The sequence below is a fragment of the Kribbella kalugense genome, from assembly GCF_004365875.1.
Classification (GTDB): domain Bacteria; phylum Actinomycetota; class Actinomycetes; order Propionibacteriales; family Kribbellaceae; genus Kribbella; species Kribbella kalugense.
The window spans coordinates 191,161-207,230 of the sequence record NZ_SODF01000003.1 but is presented as its reverse complement, the minus strand read 5'-3'; the positions used below and the strand labels follow the sequence as shown (position 1 = coordinate 207,230).

At 67.9% G+C, this 16,070-nt stretch carries 11 protein-coding genes; 6 read left to right on the top strand and 5 right to left on the bottom strand.

Annotation, left to right across the window (positions count from 1 at the left end; genetic code table 11):
- Window positions 1-90 precede the first annotated feature (90 nt).
- From EV650_RS32270 to EV650_RS32260, 3 genes are read left to right on the top strand one after another with little or no spacing between them, the layout of a single operon-like run.
- On the top strand, window positions 91-699 hold the full coding sequence (locus EV650_RS32270) for a hypothetical protein (protein ID WP_134122955.1): 609 nt from the start codon (window positions 91-93) through the stop codon (window positions 697-699).
- A 47-nt stretch (window positions 700-746) separates the two neighbouring features.
- Window positions 747-1,430 (top strand): response regulator transcription factor, encoded by a 684-nt coding sequence (locus EV650_RS32265; protein WP_134122954.1) that lies wholly within the window; start codon window positions 747-749, stop codon window positions 1,428-1,430.
- Between the two features lie 35 nt (window positions 1,431-1,465).
- Window positions 1,466-2,731 carry a sensor histidine kinase gene (locus EV650_RS32260; RefSeq protein ID WP_166678362.1) on the top strand — a complete coding sequence of 422 codons (1,266 nt, stop codon included), beginning with the start codon at window positions 1,466-1,468 and terminating at the stop codon, window positions 2,729-2,731.
- Here EV650_RS32260 and EV650_RS32255 read toward each other — a convergent pair.
- Window positions 2,721-3,605, bottom strand: a complete 885-nt coding sequence (locus EV650_RS32255) for a LysR family transcriptional regulator (RefSeq protein WP_134122952.1) — start codon at window positions 3,603-3,605, stop codon at window positions 2,721-2,723. The genes EV650_RS32260 and EV650_RS32255 overlap by 11 nt on opposite strands.
- Window positions 3,606-3,684: 79 nt before the next feature.
- Between EV650_RS32255 and EV650_RS32250 the strand changes: the two genes are divergently transcribed.
- The 3 genes from EV650_RS32250 (at window position 3,685) to EV650_RS32240 (ending at window position 11,493) form a co-directional block, all read left to right on the top strand.
- The gene (locus EV650_RS32250; protein ID WP_134122951.1) at window positions 3,685-4,437 is read left to right on the top strand and encodes a CoA transferase subunit A; all 753 of its coding nucleotides are present in this window, start codon (window positions 3,685-3,687) and stop codon (window positions 4,435-4,437) included.
- Window positions 4,438-4,553: 116 nt separating this feature from the next.
- Window positions 4,554-10,358, top strand: coding sequence for a CLIPPER-2 domain-containing protein (locus EV650_RS32245; RefSeq protein ID WP_134122950.1), 5,805 nt, complete (start codon window positions 4,554-4,556; stop codon window positions 10,356-10,358).
- A gap of 169 nt (window positions 10,359-10,527) precedes the next feature.
- Window positions 10,528-11,493: a hypothetical protein gene (locus EV650_RS32240; RefSeq protein ID WP_134122949.1), complete on the top strand. Its 966-nt coding sequence runs from the start codon at window positions 10,528-10,530 to the stop codon at window positions 11,491-11,493.
- A 54-nt stretch (window positions 11,494-11,547) separates the two neighbouring features.
- Here EV650_RS32240 and EV650_RS32235 read toward each other — a convergent pair whose 3' ends face one another.
- The 4 genes from EV650_RS32235 to EV650_RS32220 are packed head-to-tail and all read right to left on the bottom strand — an operon-like array spanning window position 11,548 to window position 16,044.
- Window positions 11,548-12,870, bottom strand: a complete 1,323-nt coding sequence (locus EV650_RS32235; protein WP_134122948.1) for a glycoside hydrolase family 32 protein — start codon at window positions 12,868-12,870, stop codon at window positions 11,548-11,550.
- Window positions 12,867-13,706, bottom strand: a complete 840-nt coding sequence (locus tag EV650_RS32230) for a carbohydrate ABC transporter permease (RefSeq protein ID WP_134122947.1) — start codon at window positions 13,704-13,706, stop codon at window positions 12,867-12,869. Before EV650_RS32230 ends, EV650_RS32235 begins: the two co-directional genes overlap by 4 nt.
- Window positions 13,703-14,635, bottom strand: coding sequence for a carbohydrate ABC transporter permease (locus EV650_RS32225; protein ID WP_238174615.1), 933 nt, complete (start codon window positions 14,633-14,635; stop codon window positions 13,703-13,705). Before EV650_RS32225 ends, EV650_RS32230 begins: the two co-directional genes overlap by 4 nt.
- The gene (locus EV650_RS32220; protein WP_134122946.1) at window positions 14,635-16,044 is read right to left on the bottom strand and encodes an ABC transporter substrate-binding protein; all 1,410 of its coding nucleotides are present in this window, start codon (window positions 16,042-16,044) and stop codon (window positions 14,635-14,637) included. The genes EV650_RS32225 and EV650_RS32220 overlap by 1 nt, the downstream gene beginning before the upstream one ends.
- Window positions 16,045-16,070 lie beyond the last annotated feature (26 nt).

Here is a 16,070-nt window from a genome sequence, read left to right as displayed (position 1 = left end):
GCGGTCTTCGGAGGTGTTCACGGTGGCGACCGTGGGCGCTAGGGTCACCACGCACGGTGTCGGCGGCGCGTCGGTGAAGGGATCTGAGTGGTGAAGCTCTATTCCGATGTGGGCCCGCAGCGGTTCGGGCAGTTGCTCGGGGATCTGGTGTTCGTGGCCTGGGTCTGGGTGTGTGTCGAGCTGGGGCTGATCGTCTTCAAGATCACCAACGCGTTGGGGTTGCCGGGGCGGAAGGCCGCCTCGGCGGGAGACGGGTTGGCGGGGCAGCTGCGCCGGCTGTCGGAGCCGCTCGGGAAGGTACCGGCGGTCGGGGATCAGCTCCGGTCGCCGGTCGACGGGGCCGCGGGGGCGGCCGGGCAGATGGCGCAGGCCGGGCGGGACATGGCGCATGCGGTCGAGCAGTTGGCGTACTTGCTCGCGGGCGTGACGATCGCGTTGCCGGTGCTGTTCGCCGTACTGATCTGGTTGCCGCGGCGGATCCGGTTCTCACGGCGGGCCACGGCCGCGCAGAAGTTCATCGACAACGCGGCCGACCTCGACCTGTTCGCGCTGCGGGCGATGGCGAACCAGCCGATGCACAAGCTCGCGAAGATCTCCGACGACCCGGTCACAGCCTGGCGCGACGGCGACCGAGCCGTCATCAACAAACTCGCCACCCTCGAGCTCCGCACCAGCGGCCTCAAACCACCCTCGCTTTAACGGCGGCTTGAGGCTGCCTTGAGCAGCCTGAAGCTAGGCTCGGCACCATGGCGCGGGTACTGCTGATCGAGGACGATGATGCGATTCGGGTGTCGTTGGGGAAGTCCCTGACGGCGGCCGGGCATGTCGTCTCCGCGGTCGCGGCCGGTGCCGACGGGGTGGCGGCGGTGGCCCGGGAGCGGCCTGAGGTGTTGTTGCTGGACCTGGGGCTGCCGGATCTGGACGGGCGGGACGTGCTCGCGATGGTTCGGTCGGTCAGCGACGTGCCGGTGATCGTGGCGACGGCGCGGGACGATGACGCGAGCGTGGTGCGGCTGCTCGACGCCGGCGCCGACGACTACGTGATCAAGCCGTTCAGCGCGGCCCAGATGGACGCCCGGATTCGCGCCGTACTGCGGAGGCTCGGGAAGGACCAGCAGGGTGAGTCGACGGTCGAGGTCGGCGGACTGCGGATCGATCCGCGCAGTCGCGAGGTGACGGTCGACGGGTCGCCGGTCGAGCTGACCCGCAAGGAATTCGATCTGCTGTTGGCGTTGTCGCGGCGGCCGGGGGCTGTGGTGACCAAGCGGGAGCTGCTCGCGGAGGTCTGGGGACTGCCGTGGGGCGGTGGCGACCGGACCGTCGACGTACACCTGTCGTGGTTGCGGCGGAAGCTGGGTGAGACGGCGGCCGAGCCGCGGTTCCTGCACAGCGTCCGCGGGGTCGGGATCAAGCTCGCGGCGGACGGCTGAGCATGCGTCGCCGGATCCTCTTTCTCTCGGTCGGCATGACCACGTTGGTCGTGCTCGCGTTCGCCGTACCGCTGGTGATTCTGCTGCGCACTACGACGGCCAACGAGTCGAAGGACAAGGCGCGGTACCGGGCCGAGAGCGTCGCGTACTACGTCGGCGACAGGGACCACACCGCCGACGACATCACGGCGTACCTCGATGGGCTCAGCAACGACGGGCCGGGGAACATCTCGGTCCTGATGCCCGACGGGACGACGCTGGGCAAGCCTCCGCCCGGTGGGGTGCCGACGCCGAAGGACGTGCCGGCGGGGGACGACGACGGAGACGACCACAAGGGGCCGCCGAAGGTCGGTGATGCCGACTACCGGAACGTCGGTGGCGGACTCGCGGTCGACATCGGTGTCGATACGCCGAACGGCCCGGCCTCCATCTGTCTCTACCTGACCGACGCCGAGCTGTACGACGGGTTGGTGCCGCGGGTGCTGATCCTCGTTGGCGGGAGCCTGCTCGTACTGCTCCTCAGCATCGTCGGCGCCGAGCTGGTGTCGCGGCGGCTGGCTCGACCGTTGGAGGAGACCGCGGATACGGCGGCCCGCCTGGCTCGGGGCGACATGGATGCCCGAGCTCCGACCACCGGTCCTGCCGAGGTCGCGAAGGTCGGTGCCGCGTTGAACGGCCTCGCGGATCGGATCGACGAGGTGATCGCGGTCGAGCGTGAGGCGGTCGCGGACCTGTCGCATCGGTTGCGTACGCCGTTGACCGCGCTACGACTGCAGGTCGAAGCGATGCCTGACCGAGAGCGTGCCGAGGAGTTGAACACCCAGGTCAGCAGTCTGGAGCGGACCCTGACCGCGGTGATCAGTGCGGCGCGGCGACCGCAGCGGGAAGGACGGGTGCCGCATTGCGACGCGGTCGAGGTGACGCGTCAGCGGGCGGCCTTCTGGGAACCGTTGTTCGAGGACCAGGGGCGGGAGTTGGCGCTCGATCTTCCGGATGAGCCGGCGATGGTGCGCTCGTCGGCGGAGGATCTCGGTGCCGCTCTGGATGCCTTGGTGGAGAACGTCGTTGCGCACACGCCCGACGGCACCCCGGCCCGGATCACGCTGGCCCACACGGAGACCGGCGTACGGATCGTTGTCGCTGACAAAGGACCCGGCATCCCGTTGGGTGCCGGCGAACGCGGTCGCAGCGACCGCGGCTCCACCGGCCTGGGCCTGGACATCGCCCGCCGCTGCGCCGAGGCCGCGGGCGGCAACCTCACCCTCCGCCGCAACGAGGTCGAGCTGACCCTCAGGTCCTGACCAATCCAGCCAGGACCGCCAGCACACGCTCCAAGTACGGCGCATCATCATCCGCTCGCGTCGCCGCCGCCAACTCAACACTCGCCCGCCCGCTGAGCGCGCGATACGCAACCCCCGGGACCATCAGCTCCGCCACCGGCGCCGGTACGACGGCGATCCCGAGACCGGCCGCCACGAACGTCACCAATGTCGACGTCTCCGCCACTTCATGCCGAACCCGCGGCTCGAACCCCGCCTCCCGGCAGAGCTCCACGACCGTGTCGTGCATCACCGACCGCCCACCGCCCGCGTGGATCACGAAATCCTCATCGGCCAGCTCCGCCAGCCGGACCCGCCTCCGCCCGGCCAGCCGATGCCCATCCGGCACAGCCACGATCAGCCGATCGGCCCGCAGTACGTCGACTCGCAGCGACTCCTCGTCGACCGGCGGCCGGAGCAACCCGAGATCGATCCGCCCCTCCAGCAACGCCCGCGCCTGATCGGGTGCGAGCATCTCGCCCTGCACCGCGACCTCGAGATCGGGCAGCTCCTCGCGCAGAGTCCGCACGAGCTGCGGCAGCAGGCTGTACGTCGCCGAGCCGACGCAGCCGATCACCAAGCGACCCTGCAGTCCGACCGCGACGCGCTGAGCCTCGCCTGCGGCCGACGAGACCGCCGCGATGATCTGCCGGGCCCGCAGCAGGTAGGCCTCGCCGGCGGGCGTGAGGTCGACGCGACGCGTCGTACGGCGGAGGAGTTGTAGACCCAGCTCGCCTTCCAGCTGGCGGATCTGCTGGGACAACGGCGGCTGGGCGATGTGCAGGCGGGCCGCGGCGCGACCGAAGTGCCGCTCCTCGGCGACGGCGACGAAGTACCGCAGATGGCGTAGCTCCACGGGATTGATACTTGCAGAGTCTGGATCCCGCGCAAGCCGGTATTTCTCCCTATCGGTCCACTCGGCCTACCGTCGAGGCATGGACAAGGTCGTCGCGACACCGGCGGACGCGGTCGCCGACATTCCGGACGGGGCCAGCCTGGCGGTCGGCGGGTTCGGCCTGGCCGGCATCCCGTGGTTCCTGATCGAGGCCCTGCTCGAGCAGGGTGCGCGTGAGCTGACCGTCGTCTCGAACAACTGCGGCGTCGACGGCGCCGGCCTCGGACTGCTGCTGGAGCAACGACGGATCAGCCGCGTGATCGCGTCGTACGTCGGGGAGAACAAGGAGTTCGCCCGTCAGTATCTGGCCGGGGAGCTGACCGTCGAGCTGACCCCGCAGGGCACGCTGGCCGAGCGGCTGCGTGCGGGTGGCTCCGGGATCGGCGCGTTCTTCACCCCGACCGGGGTCGGTACGATGGTGTCCGACGGCGGGCTGCCCTGGCGCTACGCCGTCGACGGCACGGTCGCCGCCGCCTCACCGCCCAAGGAGGTCCGGACGATCCAGGGCCGGGAGATGCTGCTCGAGGAGGCGATCGTGACCGATATCGCGCTGGTCCGCGCAGCGGTCGCCGATCGGGCCGGCAACTGCGTCTTCCACGCCGCCGCCCGCAACTTCAACCCGGTCGCCGCGATGGCCGGCCGGGTGACGATCGTGGAGGCCGAGCACGTCGTCGAGGTCGGTGAGCTCGGGCCGGACACGATCCACCTGCCCGGCGTTTTCGTGCAACGCGTCGTACCGCTCACTGCCGAGCAGGCCGAGCGGAAGAGCATCGAGAAACGCACCGTCCGTTGACGGAATATGTGCCACTGGCAACAAGTTGTTGCGACACACGGTAGTCGTTCGGTTACTCTGAAGTCCTTTCTGTGGTATGCCTTGCGGGCGACTGCTGACAGAAACGGGGACTTCAGATGGCCGCTCGTGTCCGCGCGCCGCGGATCTTGCTTGCACTCCTACTGGTGCTCGTGTCCGGATTGGTGCTGCCGGCAACGGCCAGGGCCGACACGGTGCGTGACTTCGGCAAGGTGTTCGGTGCGCAGACCAACGGTGCGATCCGGATCACCGGCAACAGTGTGCTGACCTGCGACCGGTCGTCGGCGGCCTGTCGTGCGGCGCTGGCCGGCGGGACTTCCACGTCGAACAACAACGACTGGACCATGGATCTCCTGGACACGGACTCCGACCCGTCGACCAAGTCCTCGTCCGGCGCGTCGGTCGACCTGCCGTCCGGCGCCCAGGTGTTGTACGCCGGCCTGTTCTGGGGCGCCGCCCGCGGGGCAGGCAAGGGCGGGACGTCCACCCCTGACGACGGTACGACGATGCGGTTCCGGCTGCCGGGTCAGGCGGCGTACCAGACTGTGACTGCGAGCAAGACCGACCTGCTGAACACCGGGTCGAAGAACGACTACTCGTCGTACCTCGACGTCACCGATCTCGTCCGGGCCGGCGGCAACGGCGAGTACTGGGGCGCCGACGTGCCGACCGGGACGGGCGCCGACCGGTACGCCGGGTGGAGCCTGGTGATCGCGTACCAGCAGGCGAGCGAGCCGCTGCGCGACCTGAGCGTCTTCAACGGGTACGCCAAGGTGAGCAGCGGCGAGCCGGTGAGGGCCAGCATTTCCGGCTTCCTCGCGCCGCCGAGCGGTGCGGTCAACGCCCGGTTCGGCAGCGTCACGTACGAAGGCGACGCCGGGATCAGCGGTGACTACTTCGCGGTCAACGGCACCCGGCTCGCCGACGCGCAGAACCCGTCGGCGAACTTCTACGGCAGCCGGATCACCGACGGTGGGTCGAACCTCACCGACCGGACGCCGGCCAGCCTGAACAACCTGGGCGTCGACGCCAAGGTGGTCGACGCTGCCGGCATCGTCCCGAACAACGCGACCAGCGCCCAGCTCACCTTCGCCAGCACCGGCGACGTCTACTACCCGGCCGCGCTGACCACCCAGATCGACCTGTATGCGCCGACCATCCTGGGCACGAAGACGGTACGGAACCTGGCCGGCAACGACCCGGCGAAGGTTGGCGACACCCTCGAATACACGCTCAGCTACAGCAACACCGGGGACGACGACGCGCTCCGCTCGACGGTCCGCGACTCGTTGCCGCCGAACACGACGTACGTTCCCGGCTCGCTCGTCGAGACCTCCGGGGCCGGATCGGGTGCCAAGACCGATCGGCCGGGCGACGACCAGGCGGAGTACGACGGCAACGCGAAGATGGTCCGGTTCCGGGTCGGCACCGGTGCGAACGCGACGACCGGTGGCCGGTTGAAGAAGAACCAGAGCACTACGATCCGCTTCCGCGTCACCGTCGACCAGGCCGCAGCGGGTACGACGCTCGACAACACGGGCCTGCTCGACTACACGGCCGAGACGCTCAAGAAGCCGTTCACGTACCGCACGGACGAGGTGCACACTCCGGTCGCGGCGTCGGCCGACGTGTCGATCACCAAGACCGCCAAGCCCGACCCGATCCCTGCCGGCGGCGACCTGACCTACACGTTGGTTGCCCACAACAACGGTCCGAGTCCGGCGCAGGACGTGACCGTCACCGACACCCTGCCCGACGGCGTCGACCTGGTGTCCGCCACACCGACGCAAGGGTCCTGTGCGTCCACCACCTGCTCGCTCGGCACGATCGCGTCCGGTTCGAGCGCCACGATCACCGTGGTCGTACGCGTGCCCGCGGCGAGTACGGCGACCAGCCTGACCAACGTGGCCACGGTAACCACCTCGACCTCGGACCCGAACCCGGACAACAACACGTCGTCAGTCACGACAGACGTGACGCGTACGGCGGACCTCTCGCTGGAGAAGACTGTCGCGCCAAGTGCTCCGGCGCCGGGTGAGTCGGTCGTGTTCACCCTTGCCATTCGCAACAATGGGCCGTCCGACGCCGAGCAGGTCCGGGTCGCCGACACGATCCCGGCCGGGTTCGCGATCACCGGCGTCGAGTCCGCCGCGAACTGTACGACGGCCGGACAGGACGTCAACTGCACGCTGGCGAAGATCGCGGCCGGTTCGGGTGTCGCGGTCAAGATCGCCGCAACCCTGGACGCCGGCTATCAGGGCGGTGCGCTGACCAACACGGCCAAGGTCACCAGCGACACCCCGGACCCGGACGACTCGAACAACACCGGCACCGTGACAGTGACTCCGGGTGCTGCCAAGGCCGATCTCGTTGTCACCAAGGAAACGCTGAGCAAGCTGGTCGTTGCCGGGCAGCCGGTCACCTACCGGATCAGCGTCCGCAACGACGGGCCGTCCGATGCCCGCAAGGTGCAGCTGACGGACGACGTACCAAGTGCGTTGACCGGGGTGACCGCGGACAGTTCCGCAGGGTCGTGCACGGTCGATTCGACGCAGGCGAAGTGTGCGCTCGGCGATCTGACGGCTGGATCGACGGCGACGATCACGGTGACAGGAACCGTGTCAGCCAAGGCGATCGGGCAGCTGACGAACTCGGCAACCGCGACCAGTTCGACGTCGGACCCGGACACCAGCAACAACACTGGCCGGACCACGGATGACCTGACGACCAGCGCCGATCTGGCGATCACCAAGACCGCGCAGCCAACCCCTGTCCAGGCTGGCCGTCCGGTCACCTACACGTTGACGGTGACGAACAACGGGCCGTCGGCAGCGGAGTCGGTCAAGGTGTCCGACCCTGTGCCGGCGCCGCTCCAGTACGTGTCGGCGACGCCGTCGAGTGGCAGTTGCACCGAGGAGGCCGGCACGGTCACCTGTGCGGTCGGCACTGTGGCACCGGGCGACGTCGTCACGGTGTCAGTGGTCGCGAACGTCCCGTCGGGTACGCCGCCGAACAACCTCGACAACACGGCGACCGTCTCGTCGCCCACTCCAGATCCGGTCGACGACAACAACTCGGCGACGTACACGCTGATGACCGGTGCGCAGGCCAACATCAAGATCACCAAGACGGCCTCGCCGGACCCGGTCGTGGCTGGTAAGGCGATCACCTTCAAGCTGACGGTCAGCAACACGGGTCCGTCGGACGCACAGGGTGTCTCCGTGGTGGACGACGTACCTGACGCAGTCACGGGAGTGACAGCGAGTGCGACCGGTGGTGCGACCTGCACGGCAGCCGGCGGTCAGGTGCGCTGCCTGGCGGCGACTCTCGCGGCTGGGGACAATTTCGTGGTCACGGTGAGCGGAACAGTTGCCGCCTCCACCAAGCCAGGAGAGCTGGTCAACACCGCGACGGCGACCGCACAGACGCCTACCGACCCGACCAGATCCGACAACACCTCGACTACTACCCCCAGTGTTGATGCGCAGGCTGACTTGTCCGTCACCAAGACGGCGCCCGCGACAGTTGTCGCAGGCAACGAGCTGACCTACACCCTGACCGTACACAACGCCGGCCCGTCCGACGCGGTCGGTGCAGTGGTCTCCGACACGCTTCCCGCGGGTACGACGTTCGTCAGCGGGACGGGCCCTGGTGGCGACTGCACCCAGGACCCGACGCTGTCCGAGCCGGTGGTCATGTGCCCGGTCGGCCAGCTGGCTCCGGGTGATGACGCGACCGTCACCGTCGTCGTGAAGGTCTCGCCGGACCAGCCGGCCGAGACTCTGGTCAACCACGCGACGGCCAGCTCGCAGACGCCGGACCCGAACGACCAGAACAACAACGGCTCGGCCGAGACCAAGGTGACCACGGCCGCCGACCTGTCAATGGTGAAGGCCGTGCAGCCGACAACGCTGGTTGCCGGTGGTGAGGCGGTCTACACACTGACGGTGCACAACGCCGGTCCGTCCACGGCTCAGGCCGTGTCGGTGTCGGACGCCGTACCGGCTGGGCTGTCGGTGCTGGAGGCAACGAGTGCGGACGGTACGTGTCCGACGTCCGGGTCGAATGTGAGCTGTTCTCTCGGGACGATCGCAGCGGGTGGCAATGCGGTGGTTGTGATCCGGGTTGCGGTCGCGGCGGCGCAGACCGCGGCGATCACCAACACCGGTTCGGTGACGAGTACGACGTCCGATCCGGATCCGTCGAACAACGACGACTCGGTGACGACCGACGTGCAGCGGGTGGCCGATATCGAGGTCATCAAGACCAGCGACGAGGCGTCCGCGGCGGCCGGTGGTGGGGTGACCTACCGGCTCACGGTCGTGAACCACGGCCCGTCGGATGCCACTGCTGTGACCGCTGCGGACACCTTGCCGACAGGGCTGACGCTCACCAAGGCAGACCCCGACCAGGGCACTTGTACGACGGCCGGTCAGAACGTCAGCTGTGACCTTGGCACGATCGCCGCGGGCAAGACCGCGACCGTCGTGATCACGGCCGCTCTCGATCCGGCGTACACCGGGAAGTCGCTGGCCAACACCGCCAGGGCGATCTCACCGGTGACTGACCCGGACGAGAGCAACAACAGTTCCACGGTGACGATCCCGGTCGAGACCCGTGCGGAGCTGAGCGTCACGAAAACCTCGGATCCTTCCGGGGTCACCCCGGGCAGCACGTTCGACTACACGATCGTCGTGACCAACGCCGGTCCGTCGACCGCACGGGCAGTCGTGCTGGCCGACACGGTGCCGGCTGGGCTGACTGTCATTTCGGCGTCGACGGGCTGCACCATCAATGGCCGTACGGTTCGCTGCGAGTTGGGTGACCTGCCGATCGGACAGACCATCATCTCGGTCCAAGTCCGGCTGGCCTCCGGGTACGACGGTTCGAGCCTGACGAACACCGCGACCGAGACGTCGTCGACGCCCGATCCGAACCCGGACAACAACACGGGCACGGTCGAGTCGCCGGTGACCGCGCTGGCGGATCTGGCGATCACCAAGACGATGTCCCCGGCCGAGCCGGTGTCCGGTGGGTCGGTGAAGTACCTGCTGACCGTGAAGAACAACGGCCCGTCAGACGCCCGCATGGTCGACATCACCGACGAACTGCCCCGCGGCCTCACCAAGGTCAGCGCTCCCGGGTGCATCATCCTGCCGCCGCTCGCGCCTGGAGCACCGGATGCTCCTGAGGCCGGCACCGTCCAATGCGGTACGGCGTTGCTCGCCGAAGGCGCCACGATCACGGTCACGATCACCGCAACCGTCGTACCCGGGTTCAGCGGCATGCTGGAGAACATCGCCCGTGTCGGCTCCGCCACGCCGGACCCGGTGATCGCGAACAACGAGGCGAAGGTCAGCGGCCGTACGACGCAGTCCGCGAACCTCAGCGTGGTCAAGACCGCGTCGGCCAAGACGGTCATCGCCGGGCACGCGCTGCGGTACGACATCGCCGTACACAACACCGGTCCGTCGTCAGCGGCCGGCGTGACGGTCACCGACGTACTCGCGAACGGACTCCGACTCACCAGCAAGCCGGACCACTGCACCGCGGACGGCCAGAAGGTCACCTGTGCAGTCGGCCGGATCGACCCCGGTACGACGGCCCGGGTCACGCTGGACGTCCTGATCGACACGTCGTACGGCGGGACCTCCGTGACGAACGGAGCGACCGTCAAGGCGACCACGCCGGACCCGGATCCGACCGACAACAGCAGTTCGGTCACGGTGAAGGTCACACCGCCCCAGCCGGGCCGTCCGACCCCGCCGCCGCAGAAGCCGGGCGGCGACCTGGGCAACACCGGTAGCCCGGTCAGCCCGGCCCTTTTCCTGGCCGCTTTGGCCTTGATCGCGGCCGGCATCGGTGTGATCGCTGCGACGCGGTCCCGCCGAAGCCGGTCCTGACCAGCTCCGACGCCCTCCAGTTGACGGACTGGAGGGCGTCGGGCCCTGCGCTGGTTGATCGCTATACCGGTTTACATCAGGGTGTAATGCATGCGGTTGTTGCCCCTTCGCTCGGTTACACTCAGCGCGATCTCGAGCTAATCGAGGCATCACTGGAGGGGGAACTCCTATGAAATTGCAGCGTTTTGCGCTCGCATTGGCCGGTGCCGGCCTGCTGGCCGCATCTGTCTCGTCGGTTCCGGCCTTCGCCGGAAAGCCCGACCCGAAGGCGCACACGTTCGTCAAGAACGTCCAGCCGAACAAGATCAAGACCAAGGCCGCCGACGCCGGCGAGCCGTGCCTCAGCGCGGTCATGGTCCCCACGGCCGCGGGCACCGTGCAGGAGATCGACAGCGTTCCGGGCCGCCACATCGAGTCCTACTCGGACACGCCGTCCAAGTTCGTCGGCACCCGCGCCGACACGACCTGGTACGGCGCCGTGAACGCGTCGGGCACGCAGGTCTACTTCTACGGCCTGCTGCTGCAGGGGGCGAACCTGTACCGGCACACGTCGCTGGTGCGTGACAACGGCGATGCCGGCGCCTGGTCGTCCACCTTCAAGAAGGTCGGCACGGGCTGGACCAGCTTCAAGTCCATCGCCACCTCGAACTACAGCGTCGCCGGCCCCACGCACGCGTACTTGTACGGCCTGAACACCAACGGCAGCCTGTACCGGTACCAGATCGTCGGTGCCGGCTTCCGTGCCCTCGGCCCCCTCCCGGGCTTCAAGGGTTTCAAGGCGATGACGGTCATCAGTGAGACCGCGACGTACGACACCCTGCTGATGACCACGAACGCGGGCGCCCTGTGGTCAGTCCACATCCCGGTCGCCGCCGGGGCCAAGCCGGTCCTCAAGCTGATCCGCTCCTCCGGCTGGGCCGACTACGAGTCGCTGGTCGTCCAGGGCTGTGGCACCCGCGGTGGTTCGCTGATCGCCGCTATCGACAACAACACGCAGTCCGGCACGCTCTACGCGATGAGCAAGGCGAACGGCGCCGGGACCGCAATCACGTCGTACGGCAAGATCCCCGCCGTCTTCAACGGCGTGGACCACGTCTCGATCACCACCCACTACGACCAGCTGGTCGGCGAGTAACACCGAACACGTCAGCCGGGGCCACCGTTTTCGCGGTGTCCCCGGCTGTTCGCGTCAGTGAGCGAGCTCCCAGTGCTGTGCGTTCTCTGGGGCCTCGACTCGCCATGGGGGCGGGGTAGTCGGGTAGATGCGAGTGCTGAGGACGCGGCCGGCGCTGGTGAAGACCTCGACCACCGATCCGTCGAGGAAGATCCGAGCCGCCGGCAGACGCGACGACGGATCGAAGGCGTCCGTCACCTGCATCCGCCCACCGTGGGCGTGCTCATCGAGACTGGCGTGGCTCCGGTCGATCGTCAGAGAGTCGGCGTCCAGCTCGATCTCCAGACGCTCCTGGTCACTGAAGTGAATGACCACGCGCCCTTCTGATACGGCAATCTCGCACTGCGGACCCGTCGAGACACCATCAGCGGGTACGCCGGGGCCGACACGCAGGCTGTCCACGGTCGGGACCGGCGCGCTGCGGAGTGACGACTCCGGACCGAGCCGGACGACCCGCGGCAGCGAAATGACGCCCGCCCAATCGGTCCACCCTGATCGATCGCGGCCTTCGGTCAGCCAGCCGAACAGCAACGGCCCGAAGCGGCTGTCACGCAAGGCAGACGCCGCGTAGAAGTTCGTCCCGTGATCGACGCGCCGCGGTTCCAGCGGTACGTCGACATCGAAGGACAGCACCTGATCAGGTCCGCCTTCGGGCGACCACGCCGACACGACGGCGATCCGGCGCCCGTCGAGGGTCAGCACTTGTGGACACTCCCACGCCGCCCCGGTGTCCTCTCCGTCCGCGAGGCCACGCGGCAGTTCCGCCAGTGAACCGGCGGCTGTCCAGTTCTCCAGGTCCGGCGACCGGTACAACGCGATGCTCGCACCGCGATCGGCGTACCCGGCTCCAACCACCATCCACCAGGTGCCGTTTTCCCTCCAAACAAAGGGATCGCGGAACATGATCGCCTGATCGACCGGGTCGGGGACGACTTGGTGCGGCGGCCCGAAGGACGCGCCGCCGTCGTCGGACACGGCCGTGAGGACGGACTGGTACGGGCGCCCCTCGACCCGCCCCGAGTAGAAGGCCCGGATCCGGCCCTCGTCGAGCACGGTGTTGCCGGACCAGCAGCCGTCGGTGTCCGGCCCACCCGGCTGCGGAGCCATCGCCGGCCGATGCAGGGTCCAGCGCACGTAGTCCGCCGAGGAGGCGTGGCCCCACTCGACCGGGACGTGCTGGTCGAGAGTCGGCCGCGACTGGAAATACAGCTGTACGCCATGGCCGTGCTCGATCGGCCCGTTCGGGTCGTTGAGATATCCGCGCGGCGGCCGGACGTGGTACACGGGGCGGAGGTATGCCGCCGTTCCGGACCGGTGTGCGGACTGAGTCTGGGTCAACGTGAGGCTCCTGCCGTGATGCCCGCGATGAAGTACCGCTGGGCGAAGATGAACAGCACGACGCTCGGCAGGATGGCCAGTACGACGCCGGCCAGCACCACCGAGATCGAGCCGGTGCCGAGGTTTCCCTGCAGGCCGACGAGGCCCAGCGGCAGGGTGAAGTTGTCCTGGTTCTGCAGGAAGATCAGCGGCCGGTAGAACTCCGCCCAGAAGCCGGAGAAGTTCAGGATCGCGAGGGTGGCGATCGCCGGACCGGCCATCTTGGCGTAGATCAGCAGGAAGGTGTGGAAGTGGCCGGCGCCGTCGATCCGGGCCGCCTCTCCCAGCTCCCTGGGCATCTGCATGAAGTACTGGCGCATCAGGAACGTGCCGAACGCGCTGCCCAGCGCCGAGACCACCAGCGACAACGGGCTGTCCGACAGTCCGAGGTACCGGATGATCACGAACACCGGGATGATGATCGTCTGCAGCGGCACCATCATCGTGGCCAGGAAGATCCCGAAGATCACCGAGCGGCCGGGGAAGCTGACCATCGCGAACGCGTAGCCGGACAGCGTGCAGGTGATCGTCTGGCCGACCACGATCAGCCCGGTCACGATCACGCTGTTGAAGAAGAACCGGCCGATCGGGATCTTGTCGAACACCGCGCTGTAGTTGGAGAAGTCCGGGTGCAGCGGGATCCACTGCGGTGGGTTTCCGAACGCCTCGGCCGGCGTCCGGAGCGAGGTGGTGACCGTCCACAACAACGGGCCGAGGGCAACCATTGCGGCGAGGACGAGGATCAGGACGCCGGTGATGCGGCCGATCCGGGCGAGTGTTCCGGTCGAGTTGATCATTGGTAGAACACCAGCTTTCGTGCCGCGAGGAACTGCAGCCCGGTGATGATCAGGATCGCCGCCAGCAGGACGATCGCGATCGCCGAGCCGTACCCGAACTGCAGGTTCTGGAAGCCCTTCTGGTACATCGTGATCGTGACCGTCGTGGTCGCCGATCCGGGACCGCCCTTGGTCATGATGTACGGCTGGTCGAACAGCTGCATCGCGTTGATCAAGGCAACGACCGCGGCGAACAGGATGGTCGGGCTGATCAGCGGGATCTTGACCCGGAACAGGGTCCGCAACGGCCCGGCCCCGTCGATCTGCGCGGCCTCGAGCACATCGGTGGGGACCGACATCAACGAGGCGACGAACAGCACGAACGTGAACCCCAGCTGCTGCCAGACCGCGATCAGCACGATCGTCGCGGCCGCACCGAAACCGCTGGTCAGCCACGGTACGTTCGGGATGCCGAGCAGACCGAGGTAGTAGTTCACGACGCCGAACTTGTAGTCGAACAGGTAGCCCATGAAGATCGACACGGCCGCCGTCGACGCCAGCAGCGGCAGGTAGAACGCGGTCCGGAACAGCGTCCGCACCCACACCAGCTTGCGCTGGTTGACCAGGACCGCGAGCGCGAGACCGACGGTCAGCTGCAGTACGACGATCGCGAGCGCCATCCCGAGCGTGACGCCGAACGACTTGAGCACTGGACCGTCGTTGAACAGCTGCTGGTAGTTCTTCAACCCGACGTACTGCGGGGTCGAGATCACGTCCCAGGAGAAGAACGACAGCCCGAGCGAGGCGATGATGGGGATCGCGGTGAAGACCGCGACGAACAGCACCGACAGGGCGATCATCGCGAACCCGAACCGCGCTTCCCCGTGCGCGGTCGGGTGGCTTCGGCGCTGCGCGACCGCCTTCGGTACATCCGCGGCGACGGCGGACATCAGCTCGCCCCCGCGGCTTTCTCGAGATCCGCCTGCAGCCCGTCCAGAGCGGCCTTCGCGTTACCGGAGGAGATCGCCTGAGTGGTGCGCTGGTTCAGCGCGGTCGCGAGCGCGTTGTAGTACGGCGGGGCCGGGATCGGAGCGGTGTCCGGGTGCTTGGTCAGCGTCTCGTAGAAGACCGACCAGTGCTTCGGGCCGGTCTTGGCGTACCGCTCGGCCGTCACCAGGGACTTGCGGCCGGGCGTGGTCACGTTGCCGGGGAAGACCAGGTCGAACGTCTCCGGCTTCACCAGCAGCTTCAGGACCTCCCAGGCCAGGTCCTTTTTCTTCGACGACTTGAAGATGGCGTACCCGCCGGCGCCGAACAGGTGCCGCTGGCTCTTCCACTTCGGGAACATCGTGACGTCGAAGCTGCCGTTCTTCATCCCGGCGTTGGTCAGGCCGCCGGCCCAGAAGCCGCCACCGATCGACATGCCGATCCGGTTCGACGCGAACAGCCCCTGCAGCGTGCCGCCACCGCCGACGTCGGGCGACGGCGACAGGCCCTTCTTGGTCAGCTCGATCATGTAGTTCAGGGCCTCGACGGTGCCTTCGGAGTTGGCGGTCGGTGCGCCCCACTTCCAGCCGCCCTTACGGCCGGCGGCAGCCGCGTCACCGGCGTACGCCTTGTTCCACAGCCAGTCGCCGCCGTCGTACTTGCCCTCCTCGAGCAGGTTCGCGTTGTTGGCGTACATGAACGACGTCCAGCTGCCCCAGAGACGGACCACCCAGCCGAACGCGTTGATGCCCTTGAACTTGGCGATCTTGGTCGCCGCCGACTCGAAGTCGTCGAGAGTCCAGCCTTCGCTCGGCGGTACGACGCCGGCGCGCTGGAAGAGCTCGGTGCTGTAGAACATGTTCCCGGCGTTGAAGCTGTCCGGCAGCTCCCAGAGATGACCCTGGTACATCATCGACTCGATCAGTGCCGGGTGGATGTCGGCGAAGTACTCCTTCAGCGCGGCCAGGTCCTTGGTGACGTAGTCGTCGAGCGGGACCGCGAGCTCCTTGGACGCCATCAGCTGCAGGCCCTCGGTGGCGACGCTGATGATGTCCGGCGGGGTGCCGGCCGCGACCTGGGTGAGCACCTTGGCGAGGAAGTCGTTCCAGTCGGTGCCGTTGATGGCCGTGATCTCGAACTTGATGTTTGCGTCGAGCTTGGAGATCTGCGGCTGCAACCGGTTCTGCAACTGGGTCGCCGCCGCCTGCTCTCCGAAGTACAGCATCTTGAGTGACTTCGACGACGAGCCGCCGCTGCTGTTGCCGCAGGCGGCCAGGTCGGCCAGCCCCGCCAGCCCGAGTCCGCCGGCCGCTCCGGCCTTCAGCACGGTGCGGCGGGCGATCGAGCCACCGGGGGAATGGATGCCTGTCATGGGGTTCCTCCTTCACCGTTCGGGCG

Coding starts and splice junctions, on each gene's coding strand:
- EV650_RS32220 (WP_134122946.1), bottom strand. CDS start 16,044: ATGACAGGCATCCATTCCCCCGGTGGCTCGATCGCCCGCCGCACCGTG.
- EV650_RS32260 (WP_166678362.1), top strand. CDS start 1,466: ATGACCACGTTGGTCGTGCTCGCGTTCGCCGTACCGCTGGTGATTCTG.
- EV650_RS32240 (WP_134122949.1), top strand. CDS start 10,528: ATGAAATTGCAGCGTTTTGCGCTCGCATTGGCCGGTGCCGGCCTGCTG.
- EV650_RS32265 (WP_134122954.1), top strand. CDS start 747: ATGGCGCGGGTACTGCTGATCGAGGACGATGATGCGATTCGGGTGTCG.
- EV650_RS32250 (WP_134122951.1), top strand. CDS start 3,685: ATGGACAAGGTCGTCGCGACACCGGCGGACGCGGTCGCCGACATTCCG.
- EV650_RS32230 (WP_134122947.1), bottom strand. CDS start 13,706: ATGATCAACTCGACCGGAACACTCGCCCGGATCGGCCGCATCACCGGC.
- EV650_RS32245 (WP_134122950.1), top strand. CDS start 4,554: ATGGCCGCTCGTGTCCGCGCGCCGCGGATCTTGCTTGCACTCCTACTG.
- EV650_RS32225 (WP_238174615.1), bottom strand. CDS start 14,635: ATGTCCGCCGTCGCCGCGGATGTACCGAAGGCGGTCGCGCAGCGCCGA.